Annotated in this window: 15 protein-coding genes and 1 tRNA gene; 11 read left to right on the top strand and 5 right to left on the bottom strand. The window is 59.2% G+C overall.

The features are described 5' to 3' along the window. Positions 1 to 9: 9 nt before the first annotated feature. On the bottom strand, positions 10 to 807 hold the full coding sequence (locus tag ACYQ4Z_RS05865) for an outer membrane protein assembly factor BamD (protein WP_119335361.1): 798 nt from the start codon (positions 805 to 807) through the stop codon (positions 10 to 12). Here ACYQ4Z_RS05865 and ACYQ4Z_RS05860 point away from each other — a divergent pair. The 8 genes from ACYQ4Z_RS05860 to ACYQ4Z_RS05825 all read left to right on the top strand — a co-directional run bounded on the left by ACYQ4Z_RS05860 (position 806) and on the right by ACYQ4Z_RS05825 (position 9,127). Then, the gene (locus ACYQ4Z_RS05860) at positions 806 to 1,756 is read left to right on the top strand and encodes an RluA family pseudouridine synthase (protein WP_219971777.1); all 951 of its coding nucleotides are present in this window, start codon (positions 806 to 808) and stop codon (positions 1,754 to 1,756) included. The two genes, ACYQ4Z_RS05865 and ACYQ4Z_RS05860, sit on opposite strands and share 2 nt — an antisense overlap. Then, positions 1,753 to 2,532: a peptidoglycan editing factor PgeF gene (gene pgeF / locus ACYQ4Z_RS05855; protein ID WP_459860323.1), complete on the top strand. Its 780-nt coding sequence runs from the start codon at positions 1,753 to 1,755 to the stop codon at positions 2,530 to 2,532. Before ACYQ4Z_RS05860 ends, pgeF begins: the two co-directional genes overlap by 4 nt. 18 nt (positions 2,533 to 2,550) lie before the next feature. Beyond that, the gene (locus tag ACYQ4Z_RS05850; RefSeq protein WP_219971775.1) at positions 2,551 to 4,344 is read left to right on the top strand and encodes a PHA/PHB synthase family protein; all 1,794 of its coding nucleotides are present in this window, start codon (positions 2,551 to 2,553) and stop codon (positions 4,342 to 4,344) included. Between the two features lie 62 nt (positions 4,345 to 4,406). After that, positions 4,407 to 5,147: an acetoacetyl-CoA reductase gene (gene phbB, locus ACYQ4Z_RS05845; RefSeq protein WP_119335358.1), complete on the top strand. Its 741-nt coding sequence runs from the start codon at positions 4,407 to 4,409 to the stop codon at positions 5,145 to 5,147. 117 nt (positions 5,148 to 5,264) lie between these two features. Further along, positions 5,265 to 6,011 carry a 3-oxoacyl-[acyl-carrier-protein] reductase gene (fabG, locus tag ACYQ4Z_RS05840; protein WP_217125563.1) on the top strand — a complete coding sequence of 249 codons (747 nt, stop codon included), beginning with the start codon at positions 5,265 to 5,267 and terminating at the stop codon, positions 6,009 to 6,011. Between the two features lie 99 nt (positions 6,012 to 6,110). Beyond that, complete coding sequence (gene phaR, locus ACYQ4Z_RS05835) at positions 6,111 to 6,686, top strand: polyhydroxyalkanoate synthesis repressor PhaR (RefSeq protein WP_459860322.1); 576 nt, start codon at positions 6,111 to 6,113, stop codon at positions 6,684 to 6,686. Further along, positions 6,673 to 7,995 carry a 30S ribosomal protein S12 methylthiotransferase RimO gene (gene rimO, locus ACYQ4Z_RS05830; RefSeq protein ID WP_438438073.1) on the top strand — a complete coding sequence of 441 codons (1,323 nt, stop codon included), beginning with the start codon at positions 6,673 to 6,675 and terminating at the stop codon, positions 7,993 to 7,995. Before phaR ends, rimO begins: the two co-directional genes overlap by 14 nt. Before the next feature lie 157 nt (positions 7,996 to 8,152). Continuing rightward, on the top strand, positions 8,153 to 9,127 hold the full coding sequence (locus tag ACYQ4Z_RS05825; RefSeq protein WP_459860483.1) for a cytochrome-c peroxidase: 975 nt from the start codon (positions 8,153 to 8,155) through the stop codon (positions 9,125 to 9,127). Positions 9,128 to 9,249: 122 nt separating this feature from the next. On the opposite strand, the gene ACYQ4Z_RS05820 is transcribed toward ACYQ4Z_RS05825, so the two are convergent. Next, positions 9,250 to 10,659 (bottom strand): dihydrolipoyl dehydrogenase, encoded by a 1,410-nt coding sequence (locus ACYQ4Z_RS05820; RefSeq protein ID WP_217125560.1) that lies wholly within the window; start codon positions 10,657 to 10,659, stop codon positions 9,250 to 9,252. Between the two features lie 39 nt (positions 10,660 to 10,698). Further along, on the bottom strand, positions 10,699 to 11,565 hold the full coding sequence (locus tag ACYQ4Z_RS05815) for a fumarylacetoacetate hydrolase family protein (protein ID WP_459860321.1): 867 nt from the start codon (positions 11,563 to 11,565) through the stop codon (positions 10,699 to 10,701). Between the two features lie 75 nt (positions 11,566 to 11,640). Here ACYQ4Z_RS05815 and ACYQ4Z_RS05810 point away from each other — a divergent pair. The 3 genes from ACYQ4Z_RS05810 (at position 11,641) to ACYQ4Z_RS05800 (ending at position 13,295) form a co-directional block, all read left to right on the top strand. After that, positions 11,641 to 11,734 (top strand) — tRNA-Ser (locus tag ACYQ4Z_RS05810). Between the two features lie 26 nt (positions 11,735 to 11,760). Continuing rightward, positions 11,761 to 13,017 carry an ArsB/NhaD family transporter gene (locus tag ACYQ4Z_RS05805; RefSeq protein ID WP_459860320.1) on the top strand — a complete coding sequence of 419 codons (1,257 nt, stop codon included), beginning with the start codon at positions 11,761 to 11,763 and terminating at the stop codon, positions 13,015 to 13,017. A gap of 47 nt (positions 13,018 to 13,064) precedes the next feature. After that, entirely contained in the window at positions 13,065 to 13,295 is a 231-nt protein-coding gene (locus ACYQ4Z_RS05800; protein WP_459860482.1) for a sulfurtransferase TusA family protein, read from the top strand. A gap of 59 nt (positions 13,296 to 13,354) precedes the next feature. On the opposite strand, the gene ACYQ4Z_RS05795 is transcribed toward ACYQ4Z_RS05800, so the two are convergent. Then, the gene (locus tag ACYQ4Z_RS05795) at positions 13,355 to 14,296 is read right to left on the bottom strand and encodes a DMT family transporter (RefSeq protein ID WP_119335350.1); all 942 of its coding nucleotides are present in this window, start codon (positions 14,294 to 14,296) and stop codon (positions 13,355 to 13,357) included. 33 nt (positions 14,297 to 14,329) lie between these two features. Continuing rightward, positions 14,330 to 14,929 carry a MarC family protein gene (locus ACYQ4Z_RS05790; protein ID WP_119335349.1) on the bottom strand — a complete coding sequence of 200 codons (600 nt, stop codon included), beginning with the start codon at positions 14,927 to 14,929 and terminating at the stop codon, positions 14,330 to 14,332. Between the last annotated feature and the right edge of the window lie 19 nt (positions 14,930 to 14,948).

Below are 14,948 nucleotides of genomic sequence, written 5' to 3'. Positions count from 1 at the left end.
TCGGGTTTGTCACCAGAACTGCCACCACGGTTTTTCGTCTTTACTTCGCCGCTCCCCATATTTGAGGTAGTCGGAATCGGGAAAGTTGAGTTGTAACACGCGTTCCGCGTCGGTTTTGAGGTCAGTGAGCCCCAAGCGGTCATACGCTTCGCGCATCAACCAGAGCGCGTCTTCGACGAGCGGCGTATCGGAGTAATCGGTCACGACCACCTTCGCGCGGTTGGCCGCGGCCAGATAAGCGCCGCGCTTGAGATAGTAACGGGCCACGTGGAGCTCATGCCGCGCCAGGCTGTTGCGCAAGTAGATCACCCGCGCCTCGGCGTCTTCCGCGTATTTGCTTTCCGGAAAGCGGCGCAACAGCTCCAGGAAGACTTCAAGCGACTCTTTTGCCGCTTTCGGGTCGCGCTCGCTCATGTCTTGGTTGCCGAGCGCGGCAAAGAGGCTGCGGTCTTCGTTGAAGAGGATCAGCCCTTTGAGGTAGAGCATATAATCGAGGTTCGGATGGTCCGGGTGGAGCCGCAAGAAGCGCTCGATCGCCGCCAGCGCGAGCTCCGGCTCCCCTTGTTTGTAGTAAGCATAGGCCGTTTCGATTTGCGCCTGCTGCGCATAACGGCCGAAGGGGTAGCGCGATTCCAGCTTTTCCAAGAGCTCGGCAGCACGCTGATAGTCGCCATCGTCCATCGCCGCCCGCGCTTCGCTATAGAGCTTTTGCGCGTTCCATGAGCGCGTTTCGTCGATCTTTTCGGGGAGCAACCCACAGCCGGCAAGTGTTGCGGCGGCCATCGTCACAAGAAACCAGCGTTTCATGAATACTATCTCATCTGTGGAAGAGCTTGACGATTATAGAACGGAATACCATTGGCGGGTCGCGTCCGATGCGTCGTTCGTGCGCCTGGACAAATGGCTCGCCGAGCACGCACCGGAATTTTCCCGCTCACAGTGGCAGCGCTGGATCCGAGACGGGTGCGTACTCGTCGACGGCGAACCGGTCTGTTCGCCAAAACATACGTTGCTGCCGGGCGCTGAGGTGGTGGCTGCCGTCACGATCGAACCGGTATGCGTCGATCGGCCAGAGCCACGGATTTTGCCAGTCGTCTTCGAAGACGATCATCTGCTGGTGCTCGACAAGCCAGCGGGTTGGGTGGTCCATCCGGGCGCGGGACACCGCAGTGGCACCCTGATGAATTGGCTCTTGGCGTACGACGCCGCGCTGTCGAACCTCCCGCGCGCGGGCATCGTTCACCGGTTGGACAAAGAGACCAGCGGACTGATGGTGGTGGCGAAAACGCCCGTTGCCCATCAGCAATTGGTCGCTGCATTGGCCGCGCGCACGATCGCGCGCCGCTATTGGGCGATAGCCGTCGGGCGGATCGAACGCAAGACCACCGTTGCGGCGCCGATTGGACGCCACCCCACACAGCGGGTCAAGATGGCCGTGGTGCCGCATGGCAAACCTGCCGTCACCCATGTGACGCCGTTGGAAACGTTCGGCGACACGGCTACCCTCGTGCAGTGCGATCTCGAATCGGGGCGCACCCACCAGATTCGCGTCCATCTCGCCCATCTGGGCCACCCCCTGATTGGCGACCCCCTCTACGGCAATGCGAAAGTGCGCCAATGGCCGTTGGCACGCCAGGCACTACACGCCAGTCGCCTCACGTTTCGCCATCCGGTCCATGACGAGACGATGACGTTTCATTCGCCATTACCGGACGACTTGGCCGAACTGTTGCACACGTTGCGCGCCGCGCAATGAGCGGCTATAACGAAAACATGGACGAATTACCGCTCCTTACCGTTACTGCACTGCGCCCCTACGGCGTGACAATCCGGCTGACGACGCGTACCGGTGGCGTCAGCGCAGGTGGCTATCACGCGCTCAATCTGGCTGACCACGTTGGCGACGACACGGCCGCAGTTGCGGAAAACCGCGCGCGGTTGCGCGCAACCTTGGGCAGCGACCCACTGTGGCTCAAGCAGGTGCATGGCACGACCATTTGGGATGCGGACGCAGCCGATCCATCCGGCCACGCTCCTCCGCAAGCCGACGGGGCAACCACGGCGCGCGCGGGGCGTTGGCTGGCGCTACTTACCGCGGACTGCTTGCCGGTGGTCCTGGTACGGAGCGATGGGGCGCGGCTTGCGGTGGCGCATGCAGGGTGGCGAGGGCTGGCTGCTGGTATCTTGGCGCGCGCTGTCGCAGCGCTCGGGGATGCCCCGTTCGCCGCGTGGATCGGGCCCGCGATCTGCGGCCAGTGTTACGAGGTCGATGCCCCGGTGGTCGAAGCGCTCAGGGCACTCGGTCCTTGGGTGGCACAAGCCGTGCGTAACGGAAGGCGCGGGGGCCACTACACGGTTGACCTTGGCGCGATTGCCGCCGAGCAGTTGAAGCGCTTGGGCGCCCAATCCGTTATTCCCAGCGGACTCTGTACCTGGGAAAATGGGCTGTGGTATTCTCATCGCCGAGACGGACCGCGCACCGGGCGGTTCGCGACGTTGGCCGCATTACAACCGCAATCAGAATACCCCTAGGAGAGGAGGAGTCACCCGATGCAACCATTTCCCTTCGCGTTTCCCGCCGCGATGATGTCCAATGCCGCCAGCGGTAGCCCATTTCCTGGCGTGCCGAACTTCCCCATGCCGGGCGGAGGCATGCCCTCTTTTCCGGGTATGCCCGCGCTGCCGCCGATGCCACCCGAGCTCACGGAACTTTTCGCGCGCTGGATGCAGCGGCCAGAGAAGTGGCGCGAATGGGGCAATCGGTGGTTGAGCGCGCAGAGCCAATTGTGGGATCGCTTCATCCATCACCGCACCGAACCCGTGGTGCCGGAGGTCGAGCGGGACCGGCGTTTCTCCGCACCGGCATGGAAAGCGAACCCGATTGCTGACTATTGGCGGCAGTCGTACCTCGTGTTCAGCCAACTGGTGATGGAGCTGGTCGAAGCGTCCGATTTCCCGGACGGAAAGACCAAATGCCGGGTGAAATTCGTGGTGCGTCAATGGCTCGACGCGCTTGCCCCCAGTAATTACCCGGCAACCAACCCGGAATTCATCGAAACGGCGATGGCTACGCAGGGGGAGAGCATTCGTCGCGGTATCGAAAACCTTCTGGCAGACCTGCGCAAAGGCCGCATTTCGATGACCGACGAAACCGCGTTCGAAGTGGGCAAGAACCTCGCGGTGACCCCGGGTGCGGTCGTTTATGAAAACCCGTTGATGCAGCTCATCCAATACGCACCGCTTACCGAAACCGTCGGCGAGCGGCCGCTTTTGTTCGTACCGCCGTGTATCAACAAGTTCTATATCATGGATCTTGCGCCGGAAAGTTCGCTCGTGCGCTTTGCGGTCGAACAAGGGTATACGGTTTTCCTCATCTCGTGGAAAAACCCAGGGGTTTCCGAGGCCCATTTCGGCTGGGACGACTACCTGGCGTTGGGGCCGCTCACAGCGCTCGAAGTCGTGCGGGAAATCACCGGTTGTCCCGATCCCAACGTGTTGGGATTCTGCGTCGGCGGAACGATCCTGGCGTCGGCGCTCGCCGTTGCGGTTGCCCGTGGCGATCCGCCCGTGCATAGTCTGACCCTGATGACGACACTCTTGGATTTTGCCGAAAGCGGGGAACTGGGGTGCTTAGTGGATGAGGCGAGCGTTGCGGCTCGGGAGGCGACGATCGGCCAAGGTGGCTTGATGTTGGGGTCGGAACTCGCGCAAGTCTTTTCGATGTTACGCGCGAACGACCTCATTTGGAATTACGTCGTCGGTAACTATTTGAAGGGGGAAAAACCCAAGCCCTTCGATCTGCTCTATTGGAACAGCGACAGCACCAATCTGCCCGGGCCGTTCGTTACCTACTACTTGCGCCATATGTATCTGGAAAACGAACTCCGCCTGCCCAACAAACTGAAAATGCTCGGGTACCCCGTCAATCTCGGTGCCATCACCGCGCCCGCCTACGTAATGGCGGCGCGGGAAGACCACATCGTTCCGTGGCGCGGGGCATACCATTCGATGCAGCTTTTGGGGGGTGAAAAACGGTTCGTGTTGGGCGCAAGCGGTCATATCGCGGGTGCGATCAATCCCGCGAAGAAGAATCGGCGCAGTTATTGGGTCAATCCCGAATTGCCGCAGGAGCCGGACGAATGGTTTGCCGCGGCGCGCGAATGCCCCGGGAGTTGGTGGAACGATTGGGCCGATTGGCTGAAGGAGCACAAAGGGAAAACGGTGCCTGCGCGTGAGTCGCTCGGAAACGACAAATACCCACCGATCGAACCCGCTCCGGGACGCTACGTCAAAGAACCGGCGCTGCCGCTCGTGCGAGGATCGCGTGAAGCCGCGGCCGTGTGAGTAGCGGTGGAATCGAAAAAGGGAGGGTCAAATGGTTTTCAACACCACAAGGAGGGGCAATCATGAGTCGCATTGCATTGGTAACCGGAGGTATGGGGGGGTTGGGCGAAGCGATCGCCATCAAACTCGCTGCGATGGGGTATCGCGTCGTCGTCACCCATTCGCTCAACAACACCAAAGCCCCCGAATGGCTGACCAAAATGGCGGAGATGGGCTACCACTTCCGGGCCTATCCCGTCGATGTCGCCGACTTCGACTCGTGCGTCGAATGTGTCGCGAAGGTCAAAGCCGAAGTCGGGCCCGTCGATGTCTTGGTCAATAACGCGGGGATCACCCGGGACATGACGTTCCGGAAAATGACCAAAGCCGACTGGGATGCGGTGCTGCGCACCAACCTCGACAGCGTCTTCAATATGACCAAGCAGGTGATCGAAGATATGATCGCGAAGGGGTGGGGGCGCATCATCAACATCTCGTCGGTCAATGGCACGAAAGGGGCGTTTGGGCAAACCAACTATGCGGCGGCCAAGGCCGGGATGCACGGGTTTACCAAGTCGCTCGCGCTCGAAGTCGCGAAATATGGCGTGACGGTAAACACCATTTCGCCGGGCTATATCGGTACCAAGATGGTGATGGCGATTCCCAAAGAGGTGCTCGAAAGCAAAATCCTGCCGCAGATCCCGTTGGGGCGTCTGGGTAAACCGGAAGAGGTAGCGGGGCTCGTCGCCTACCTGGCGAGCGACGAAGCGGCGTTCGTCACGGGTGCCAACATCGCGATCAACGGAGGACAACATATGTATTGAGGGAGACCGTCCCTCAACGCGAAATTGTTGCAGCGCAACAATTTCGCGATACAATAGTCCCGCTTGGCATCCCACCAAGCGGTTTTTTTTTATTCAACACACCGAACGAAGGGAGTCATGATGACAACACAACGTATCGCACTGGTAACCGGCGCCATGGGCGGGATCGGAACGGCCATTTGCCAGGAGCTCGCCAAAGAGGGGTATCGCGTCGTTGCCAACTGCATTCCGGGCTTCCCGCAGAAGGAGGAGTGGCTGGCTGCACAAAAAGCACAAGGTTTCGATTTCGTAGCCGCCGAGGCTGACGTTGCCGACTACGACCAGTGCAAAGCGATGGTCGCGAAAATCGAAGCTGAAGTGGGGCCGATCGACATCCTGGTCAATAACGCGGGGATCACGCGGGACAAATTTTTCCACAAGATGGAAAAGGCGCAATGGGACGCCGTGCTGCGCGTGAACCTCGACAGCATGTTCAACGTCACCCGTGACATCGCGCCGAAGATGGCGGAACGGGGCTGGGGGCGGATCATCAACATCTCCTCGGTAAATGGCGTCAAAGGGCAAGCGGGGCAGACCAACTACGCCGCAGCGAAAGCCGGGATCCTTGGTTTCACCAAAGCACTGGCGCTCGAACTCGCTGCTAAAGGGGTGACGGTGAATGCGATCGCGCCGGGGTACGTCGCCACCGAGATGGTGATGGCGATCCGCGAAGACATCCGGCAAGCGATCATCGACACCGTGCCGATGAAGCGCCTGGCCAAACCGGAAGAGATCGCGGCGTGCGTCGCGTTCTTGGCCAGTGAGAAAGCTGCTTACATCACGGGGGCAACGCTCAACGTCAATGGCGGTCTGCACATGTACTGAGCCACTCGTTTGACGAAACGAGACTTTTTGGCGGCTGGGCTGCGAACGGCGGTATAATTGCCCGATTGCGGCCGAGCCGCGTGACCATGAGAGTGTTCCATGAACGCGGGAAGCGAACGCGTCATCAAGAAATATCCCAACCGGCGGCTCTACGATACCGCAACCAGCACCTATATCACGCTGGCGGAAATCAAAGAGATGATCCTTCATCACGAGCCGGTGCGTGTGATCGACGCCAAAACGCAAGAAGATCTGACGCGCAGCGTTTTGCTGCAGATTTTGATGGAAGAAGAGGTGGGGGGAGAGCCCATCTTTTCCACCGAAATGCTCGCCAGTATCATTCGTTTCTACGGCCAGGCGTCGCAGACGCTTTTTGGTCAATACCTGGAAAACAGCCTGAAAACGTTCCTGGAACTGCAAAGCCGCATGCAAGAGCGCTTTCGCGCAATCTACGGTGACAACGCGGTGATGGGGCCAGAGATCCTCGCCCAGTTTCTTTCACTGCAACCGAAAGCGATGCAGTCGATGCTCGATGCCTACCTCGAGCAAACCCAAAACTTGTGGCATCAAATGAACCAACAGATGCAGCGCCAAGCGCTGAGCTGGTTCGAAGCTTTCTATCCCAAATCCAATTCTTCCTCGAAAAACCCGCAATCGCAAGATGAATCGAAGTGACCCCACGTCGCGCGTCGGCATGGTGAGTTTGGGGTGCCCCAAAGCCACCGTCGACACCGAACGCATTTTGACGCGACTTCGTGCCGAAGGGTATGAAATCACACCCGAATACGGCGAAGCCGATCTCGTCATCGTCAACACCTGTGGTTTCATCGAAGAAGCCGTGGCAGAGTCGCTCGACGCGATCGGCGAAGCGATTCAGGAAAACGGCAAAGTGATCGTCACCGGCTGTTTGGGCGCACGCCGTGACGTGATCCTTGCAGCCCACCCCAAGGTGCTTGCGGTGACAGGGCCGCATGCCACCGACGAAGTGATGGCGCTCGTGCATCGCCATCTGCCCAAACCCCACGATCCGTTCGTCGATCTCGTACCGCCCCAAGGCGTACGGGTCACTCCGGCGCATTATGCGTACCTGAAAATTTCCGAAGGGTGCAACCACCGCTGTACCTTTTGCATCATTCCTCAACTTCGTGGCGACCTGGTGAGCCGGCCCATCCATGAGATCATGGAAGAGGCAGAAGCGCTTGTTGCCTCTGGCGTCAAAGAGATTTTGGTCGTCTCACAAGACACGAGCGCCTATGGGGTCGATCTCAACTACCGCACCGGTTTCTGGCAGGGGCGACCGGTCAAACAGCGACTCACCGAATTGGCCAAGCTCTTGGGCGAATTGGGGGTCTGGGTTCGCCTGCACTACGTCTATCCCTACCCGAGCGTCGACGAGCTGATTCCGCTGATGGCCGAAGGGAAAATCCTGCCGTACCTCGATATCCCCTTTCAACACGCAAGCCCCAAGATCCTTCAGTTGATGAAACGCCCAGCCGCTACCGAAAAGGTCTTGGAGCGCATTCGCAAATGGCGGTCGATCTGCCCCGATCTCACCATCCGCTCCACCTTCATCACCGGTTTCCCAGGCGAAACCGAATACGATTTCGAATTGCTGTTGCAATTTTTAGAAGCGGCGCAGCTCGACCGAGTCGGAGTTTTCCCCTATTCGCCCGTCGAGGGAGCAGCGGCGAACGAACTCCCTGATCCTGTCCCGGAAGCGATCCGTGAAGAACGGCGGATCCGGCTGTTGGCATTTCAAGAGGACATCTCGACGCAGCGGCTCGAGCGGTGGATCGGGCGGGAAATCGACGTCCTCGTCGAGGAAATCGACGAAGAGGGCGCGGTTGCCCGCTCGGCGGCCGATGCGCCGGAAATCGACGGCTTGGTCTATGTCGCCAATGGCGCGGCGCTTACCCCCGGCGAGTTTGCCCGTGTGCGGGTGGTCGATTGCGACGTCCATGATCTCTATGCGGAGACGGTCTGATTGTATTTATCAATCGAGGTCATTGTTTTTGAAAATCACGTCACTTGACCTAAATCAATACTAAATTTGTGCTATTGCGCTACCCTGTTAGTGGTTTTTCTCAGGGAGCGTAATCATGAAAGTACGGAAGCTAATCGTTTCGCTATCGGTTGTCGGGATGAGCAGTGTCGCAATTGCAGACGCGCAACTGCGGGCTGAGGTGGCAAAGCTGATACAACCCATACAACCAGTCGTTATTTCTGCTGATCAAAAAGCTAAAGTTGAATTAGGCAAGCAGCTCTTTTTCGACCCCAGATTGTCGATGTCTGGGATCATCTCCTGCAACACCTGCCACAACGTTATGTTGGGTGGGGTCGACAATCTCAAGACTTCCATCGGTCATAAGTGGCAACCGGGGCCTGTGAACGCACCAACGGTATTCAATTCCAAGCTCAATTTGGCGCAATTTTGGGATGGTCGAGCTGCCAATTTGAAGGAACAAGCTGCTGGGCCGATTCAAGCTCCCGTCGAAATGGCAATGCCTCACACCTTGGCCGTTGAGGTGATTCAGTCTATCCCGGGATATGTTTCGCAGATTCAGGCAATTTATGGCACGGACAAAGTCTCGTTGGACCACATTACCGATGTCATTGCAGCTTATGAAGAGACACTGGTTACACCCAATTCACCCTTCGATCGCTGGTTAAGAGGCGATGATAAGGCTATGACAGCCGAACAGATCGCTGGGTTGAAGATTTTCTACGAAAGCGGGTGTGTTGCCTGTCACAATGGGCCCAACTTAGGTGGGAATTCGTACCAGAAGATGGGGGTGGTTGAGCCGTACCGGAGTTCCTCTCCGGCTGAAGGGCGCGCTGCAGTCACCAAGAAGGATGAGGACCGCTGGTTTTTCAAAGTACCAACTTTGCGTAACGTTGAGCTCACCTACCCATACTTCCACGATGGCGAAGCCAGTACGCTCGAAGAGGCGGTTGTCCTCATGGGGCGTCTCCAACTTGGCAGAACGTTCAGTGACGATGAGGTGAAAAAAGTTGTTGCCTTTCTCCATGCCTTGACTGGAGAACGTCCGCAAGATGTCCTTCCGCTCTTGCCCGCATCAGGACCCAATACACCCCGCCCCGATCCGTTCAAATGATGGGACCGATGTTCTGAGTTTGACCCTTTGAGGCAAATTTTGGGTCGACTGCCGCTTGGCGAAGCCCCCTATACCGTAGGGTGCCGATGCAAGCGGCAGTACCGCCTGAAGAGCCTGACTGGTTACTTTACCTTGCTTGCGGCGTCCAAAAGGGCGCTTTGCAAGAGCTCTTCTACCGTCGGGTGGTAGTAAGGGAGCGCCAGGAGATCCCGCACGGTTTCCCCGCGTGCGATCGCTTGCGCCAAAAAGTGGCCCAAGTGCTCCCCCTGTGCCGCGACGAGTTCGGCGCCGAGCAGTTTACCGCTTCCCTTCTCGGCATAGACACGAACGAGCGTTTCGGTTTCGTCGAGCACCCGCGAACGACCATTCTCTTCGCCCTTACCGGTACCGATCACGATCGTTTCTGGGTCGAGATCGGCAAAGCGTGCGCCAACGCGGACCACGTCCGGGTCGCTGAAAACGATTGCCAACGGGGGGAGCACTTTGCGCGGAAGCGGGGTTTCTCCCTTCGCCACCAGCGCCGCGTTTCTGCCTGCCGCACCCCCTTCCACGGCCGCTTCGTGCATGAGCGGCAGCAACCCATTGGCGTCGCCCGCGATGAAAATGGGCGCGCCCCCGGCTTGTAACGTTTCGGGATCGAAACGTTCCGGAAAGCCGCGTGGGTTCAGGGTGACGCCTGCTGCCGGCAGATCGACGCGATCCAGGTTGCTGCGCCGTCCCGTGGCGACCAGAAGCGCATCGACAACGGCTTGCGATCTGTCGGGGAACCGAATCAGGATGTCCGCAGCACGCTCTTCGAACGTTGCGGCCGTTTCCAGGCGAATCGGGAACTCACGCTGAAAACGGGCAAGCGCTTTGGCCCGAACTTCCGGGTCACTGATGCCGGCCAAGGTTGGCGCCTGCTCGACGCCCACTACATCTACGCCCAAGCGGGAGAGCGCAAGTCCCATTTCGATGCCGATCGCGCCAAGCCCTACGACACCGATCCGCCGCGGGGGTGTGTCGATCTCGAACAGGGAATCGGTGGTCAAGAGCCGGGTAGCGTTGATCGACATCAGGTTTGGGGGCAGGAAGGGGCGAGAGCCCACCGCCAGCACGAACGCTTTGGCTTCGACGATCACCTTTTCGCCGTCGTCGCGCGCCACCTTGACCGCGTGCGGAGCGATGAAGCGGGCACTGCCCATGATCAAATCGTCCCCGGCGAACTGTCTGGTCCGCTCTGCGGTGCGGTCCGCGAAAAAATCACGTTTGCGCCGCACCTCTGCCCATGCGGCGGTCAAATCGGGTTCGCTACCAGCCGCAGGTGCAGGAAACCCGCAGTGTGTGGCAGTGCGTGCGGCGTTCCACAGGTGCGCCACGTGCAGCGCAGCTTTCGAGGGCATGCAGCCCACCCGGGCACAGGTGGTGCCCAGCGGACCATGGTCGATGAGCACCGCGGAGCACCCGCGTTTGCGCACTTCGCGCAGCGCGTAGAGCCCTGCGGTTCCGGCACCGATGATCGCAACGTCGACAGAACGGGTGGCGGAGGTCATGGAATTCTCCAGTAGTAAATCATGAAAGACTTATTCATTCTAACATGGTGAGAAGGACGAACCGGGGGCCAGCACGCGTTGCCGTTGTTCGCCAAGCAGGTCGCAACCGGCATGAATCGTGTCGCCGATTTGCAAATAGCGCGGCGGGTTCTCTCCCATCGCAACGCCTGCAGGCGTTCCGGTGGCGATCACATCACCGGGGGTGAGGGTCATGTAGTGGGAGAGGTAGCTGATCAACTGAGCCACGGTGAAAATCATCTCACGCGTGTGTCCGGTTTGCCGACGTTCGCCATTGACGTCGAGCCAGAGGGTGAGCGCTTGCGGATCAGGGATCTCGTCTTTGGTGACCAACCACGAGCCGACGGTGCCGAACGTGTCACAGCTTTTACCCAACGCCCATTGTCCGCCACCGGCTTCCATTTGCAGTGCGCGTTCCGAAACGTCGTTGATCAGACAGTAACCCGCAACGGCGTCCAACGCGCGCGCAACGGGGATCTGTCGGGTCACGGACCCGATCACCACGCCCAATTCGACTTCGAAGTCGAGTTTCGAAAAGCCCGGTGGCGGGATAATGGGATCGTTCGGCCCCTGAATCGTGCTGGTCGCTTTGAGGAAAACCACCGGCCGTTCGGGAATGGGGAGGTTGGCTTCTCGCGCATGGTCGCGGTAGTTGAGTCCAATCGCAATGAATTTTTGCGTGCCGGTAAATGGCGCGCCCAAACGAACCGGGTCGCTGACCAACGGCAGGCGATAAGGGTCGAGGGCGCGCAGCGCATCGAGTGTTTCTGGGGTGAGGTGCGTGGCGGTGAGATCGGGAATGAGTGCTGAGAGATCGCGTAGCTGCCCATCGGGGTCGACCAGCGCCGGACGTTCTTGTCCTGGCAGTCCATAGCGAGCCAGTTTCACCGTTTTTCCTTTCTGCGTGGCACACACAAAGATTGACCCATTGTACCGCTTTCGGGTAGAATGGCGGCTCTTTCCGGAGACGTGGCCGAGAGGTCGAAGGCACTCCCCTGCTAAGGGAGCATACCGGCTAAAACCGGTATCGAGGGTTCGAATCCCTCCGTCTCCGCCACCCGTTCTGCGATCCTCTTTTCCTGAATGTCCTGGTCACCCACCCAAAATGAAGCGCTGATCGCGCTCTTTCTTCTCACCTATCTGGGCATCGCATTGGGTCGGCTGCCGCGATTGGCGATCGATCGCACTGGGGTGGCGCTCCTTGGTGCGTTGGCGATGGGTTTGGTCGCGAACGCCGATGCCGCAACCCTCACGTTGCTCGTCGATTGGCCGACGATGGCACTTCTCTATGCGTTGATGCTCTTTTCAGCGCAGTTGCGACTGGGGGGTTTTTACACGTTTTTGGAGCTTCGGCTGGTGGACTCCGTGAGCGAATCGCCTCGACGATTCCTGGCGTGGCAAATGGCAGCGAGTGCGGCGCTTGCGGCGTTTCTTTCCAACGACGTGATCTGCTTGGCGGTTGCCCCTGTGTTGGTGGAAACCTGCCGCGCCGCACGCATTGCACCACTGCCGCACCTGTTGGGGCTAGCGATGGCAGCGAACATCGGTTCGGCGGCTACCCTGATCGGCAATCCCCAAAATATGTTGATCGGACAGGTTGGTGCGCTTGATTTTGGCTCCTATACGGCGTGGAGCGCGGTTCCCGTGGTGTTGTCGTTGGCTTCTGCGTACGCCATTCTGTGGTGGCAATTTCGTGGCGCGTTCGCAAAGCGGGCTGTCGGCATGATTGACCTTGCCGAATTGGCGTCTGGAAAGCCGCCCTTCGATGCCTGGCAGAGCGGCAAGGGGATCGCCCTCTTGGCGGGTTTGGTGGCCCTTTTCTTTACCGAAATTCCCCGCGAACATTCGGCGCTTGTTTGTGCTGGCCTTTTGCTGCTTTCGCGACGGATGGCCACCCGAGCACTGTTGGAGCGGGTTGATTGGCATTTGATTACCCTTTTTTTGGCATTGTTCGTCGTCGTCGGTCTCTTCCGTACCACGGGGGCGCCGGATGCGGTGATGGCGTGGTTTGCGCAGCGAGGGGGTGAGGTCACCCATCCGCTCTTTTTCGCGACGTTGACAGTGGTTCTGAGCAATATCGTGAGCAATGTCCCTGCGGTGATGCTGCTCATGCAGTTCTTGCCCTCCGACCAGGTGTCGCTCTGGTATTTGCTGGCGGTGGTCAGTACCTTTGCCGGAAATCTTTTGCTGGTTGGCAGCATCGCCAATTTGATCGTCGCTGAGCAGGCGGCGCGTTACGGCGTGGTCATTGGCTTTACGACCTACCTGCGTTCCGGAGTTTGGGTAACCTTCTCTTCCCTGTTCGTCGTGCTCGGGTGGTTTTCGCTCGTTGCGCCTTGACGGTAAAATAGCCATCCCCAATATCCTGGATGAGGAACCCAATGGAATTGGAATTCGATCGTGAATTGGACGCGCGTGGGCTCAACTGCCCACTGCCCATTTTGAAGACGAAAAAGATGCTCGCGGAAATGCAATCGGGCGAAGTGCTGCGCGTGCTGACCACCGACCCGGGTTCGGTGCCCGATTTCACGGCGTTCGCCAAACAGTCCGGCAACGAACTGTTGGCGGTGACGGAACGCGACGACAAGTCGTTCGAATTTTTTCTCAAGCGTCGGTAAGGAATCGCAAGAGGGGTGCGGGGGGCACACCGAATGCGGAGCCCCCGGTGCGCGCGTCGTCAAGAGCGCTCTTCTTTTTGTGAAGCGCATAGCGTCGTGCCGTGCTGAGGTGCGGCAGCGATCGCGCGCTTAGGCCACGGGAGCTGGATGAGGACGATACTGACGAAAATCAGCAACCCGCCGAGCCATTGGAGCGGAGTCAGCCGTTCGCCGAAATAGAGAACGCCCCCCAGCGCCGCAAAAAGCACTTCCGAACTCAGAATGATCGCTGCTTCCGAAGGGCGTGTGTGGCGTTGTGCGATCACCTGCAGGGTAAAGCCGATACCAACCGAGAGTATCCCGCCGTAGGCGATCGTCAGCCAACCGGCCTGAAGCGCAGCCAGGTCGAACGGCTCGAACAGCAACCCTAGGGCAGTCGTCAGCACCGCACAGACCAGATATTGCCCGAACGCGATCACGATGGGCATTCCTAAGCGGGCGACGACGTGACCGACGAAATGGACGTGCAGTGCCCAGAAGAGGCTACTGAGGATGACCCACCCATCACCACGGTTGAACCCGTCGAACTGGCCGCCAGCCAAGAGGAAGGTGCCAAAAAAAGTGAGGAGTGTGAGCGGGAAAACGAGCCAATGGGGTCGGTTGCCGTCGAGTAACCACGCGAGGATCGGGACCAGAGGAATATAAAGCGCGGTCAAGAAGCCCGCATTGCTGACCGTAGTGGAAACGATCCCGATCTGTTGGAGGACGATCCCAGTACCGAGCAAGAGTCCCAACCCGGCAATGGGCCAGAGCTGCCGAGGCGTGGGCGTGGCATGGCGCCGGCGGTAGGTATGCCATTGTCTTAGCGCCAGCGGAACCAAGAGCGACAGACCCAAGAAAAAACGCAGACCCGTATAGAGAAACGGACCGAAATGGTCCATCCCTTCTTTTTGGGCCACGAAGGTGCTGCCCCAGATGGCTGCAGCGGTGAGCAGCAACAGGTCGGCAGTACGGGGGCTCATCGTCGGTTACCTAATGGTGGCTGATCGTGACGCTCACGACGCGGCGAAAAAGGCGGCGCGCAAACCGGATATCAGCATCTGCACGGCCATCGTCGTGAGAATCAGCCCCATCAGCCGTTCCATTGCAGCCATACCGGCGCGACCTAGGCGTTGCGCAATGCGCTCGCCCGCCAAAAGGGCAACGGTATTGATCGCTACTGCCGCCAGAATCGCCAGGATCAGGGTGAGCGGTTCGAACCCTTGGCGCGCAGTGAGCAATACGGTGGCAAGCGCCGCAGGGCCGGCGATCATCGGAACGGCAATCGGTACGATCAGCGGTTCTTCTTGTCGCATCGCCTCTTCGGGTGCAGAGGTGGGCGAAGGGAAAACCATACGCACTGCGATCAGAAACAGGATGATTCCGCTCGAGATTTCCAACGCAGCAGGGGTGAGGCGTAGGGTGGAAAGGAGCCAGTCGCCAAAAAAGACGAAGAGGACGAGCAGTGCTGCTGCGATCAGGTTTTCCCGCACGATGATGTGGACGCGTCGCTCAGGGGCGACGCCGCGCAGCAACGAGATCAACAGTGGAATGTTGCCAACCGGATCCAACAGGATCAGCAACAGGACGAGCAGCGAGAGCAGTTCGTTGGTCATAGCGCACCGAAGCGGAAAA

Source organism: Hydrogenophilus hirschii (genome assembly GCF_054656675.1).
This window is presented reverse-complemented; position numbering and strand designations above follow the sequence as displayed.